The following is a 2238-nucleotide window of genomic DNA, read 5'->3' on the forward strand; positions in this document are numbered from 1 at the left end:
ATTCTTTCAGTGGAAATTTTTTCTCAAAGGCATTATTAAGCCGCCCCTGATTTCCTTTTACAGCGAATAAATAATCACCTCCCTGTTTTTGTATCTTCTCTGCAATATCTTTCTGGCACCCCATCGCATCAGTTGTGATAATTTTTCCTTTAATATCCAACATGTTAAGAAGTTCAGGGATAGCTGTGATCTCATTAGATTTCTCATCTGTCTTGATCTGTCCGATGACCAGACTGTGCATTGTTGAGAACGCACTAATGACATGAATCGCTCCCTTGCGGCGACTCTTGTCATAAGAATGCCGGAGCGTTTTTCCATCAATTGCAATGACGTCTTTATCATTTGATGAATGGCAGTCACGCATCCAGTTAATAAAGCACTCGTGAAATTTTGCAGGACTGATACAGGATACAACTCTGGCAATGGTATCGTGAACAGGAATACCATTTTCAAAATCACCATATTGCTTCAAAAAATCGAGATGTGTTTCCCCAAAATCCTCTATATCTTCCCATCCTTCTGCACCAGAAATAACGGCACAAATAGTCAACAGTAGAATATCCGATAATTTATGTTCCACTTTCCAGGTTTGTCTGTAATCGGGAATAATAGAAATATGTTCCATCAATTTTTTAAGTTCCATTTTGTTCTCCTTAATTATGCAAGGAATATTTGATCATGTATAAGCAATAAAAAACAGTTTTAGGTAATAAGGAATATCTCAATTATTAAACATAAAATGCGAATTATTTAGTACAAAAAGTGTACTTCTGATGATCTTTCCCTGCACCAGTATGTCTTACTGCATCATGAATATCAGATGGAACTAATTGCATATATCCTGAGTCCTGATGATGGTGCCAAGTATATCCTTCAGGCCGAGGGTTACCCGGACCATATCCAGCGACTCTATCAGCCCTAGCAAAATCTATATCTCTAGAAGAGCCTAATTCTATACGGGTATTTTTAATCGAATAACGTGAAAAATCAGGGAAACCAGCATGGTTAAATGGGACACCATGGGGGTATTTACCTCTTATATCAACAGGTAACTTACTTGCTGGATATATTCTTCCTGCATATGCACTATTGCTAGGATTACGTCCATTAACTTTCTTCACCATTGGGCCACATTTCAGACCTAATGGATCGATCCAACTTATTGGATTTGGTGCATACTGGTAAAGGTTTATTCCCCCCGCCAGCCCTATCGGATCGGGTTACGTAAATGTTCCACAGTCCGAGTCGTAGTACCTCAGAAGGTTGCAGTGCAATCCCGCCTTGCGACATCAAGGCATAGTTTCAGAAAAAGTAAGGAGCAATCACCATACTCCAATCCACTGGGTGCTAAATAATATCTGGTAACATCCCTTATTTCAATTCTACTCCATTACAACTTCTTTACTTTCCATATTCTTTGCGCAGCTAAAAAAGATACTCCTTTGAACCAAGACGCACATTCAATAACTTGTTCCCATGAATATATTTTATGTGAGCTAAATTTTATCGATTCATCTTGGTTCATTATCTCAATAAAATAATACCCTTTATTATAATCTCTTTTTTCTATTCGATCTTCAGCTCTTGCCGAACGTATAGAAATAACACAATCATCTAATAAACAAAATCTTTTCTTTATAATCGCATCATCTTGGTTCCATGGATTTGTACTTGCCATTTGTTCTGATTGTTTCAGCTCATTCACTACTGTATACCAAATAGCTTCGGTATCACTTGCCTTTGCATTCTCTCTATCAGACTCGGATCTGAATATAATTTTATCCATTTTAATAATCCAAATGTAAATTACTTAAAATACCCTCTGCCTCATTCCAGGCATTGACATGGGAACCAGCCCCGAATTCAGGATGTCCTAAAATGTCATCACGCCACCCCGCAGTTCCACTTGCGTTTGTAGCACCTATACGTCCTTGAGAATCTTTCCACGTATATGGACCACCTCTAAAGTCAGGCTTTCTTGTTATGATACGATCAGAACCGAGATTCCCCGCAATTTCTGATGCAGCCTGTCTTGCAGCTCGACGATTAGGCATCTGATATCGATTCTCAGCGGTCTGAATCCCGCCATGCTTTTTGATAATATCTTCAGCACGTTTCTGGCCTGTACTACTAGAGAAACATGATTTTAGCCCAAGTGGATCAATCCACCTCAGCGGATTCGGCGCGTATTGGTATAAGTTTATTCCACCAAGCAGCCCTATCGGATCCGTAACTATG

General features: G+C 39.1%; 2 protein-coding genes and 2 pseudogenes. All 4 read right to left on the minus strand.

Annotation, left to right across the window (positions count from 1 at the left end; genetic code table 11):
* A partial coding sequence (locus D9734_RS23095) for an ISAs1 family transposase (protein WP_130210871.1) occupies positions 1–643 on the minus strand: 643 nt, incomplete at its 3' end.
* A 103-nt stretch (positions 644–746) separates the two neighbouring features.
* A pseudogene (locus D9734_RS23100) lies at positions 747–1286 on the minus strand (HNH endonuclease); the annotation flags it as partial.
* Positions 1287–1390: 104 nt separating this feature from the next.
* Complete coding sequence (locus D9734_RS23105; protein ID WP_000357803.1) at positions 1391–1786, minus strand: hypothetical protein; 396 nt, start codon at positions 1784–1786, stop codon at positions 1391–1393.
* Position 1787: 1 nt separating this feature from the next.
* Positions 1788–2238: pseudogene (locus D9734_RS23110) on the minus strand (hypothetical protein); the annotation flags it as partial.

The organism is Escherichia sp. E14S1 (assembly GCF_004211995.1).
In the GTDB taxonomy this organism is placed as follows: Bacteria; Pseudomonadota; Gammaproteobacteria; order Enterobacterales; family Enterobacteriaceae; genus Escherichia.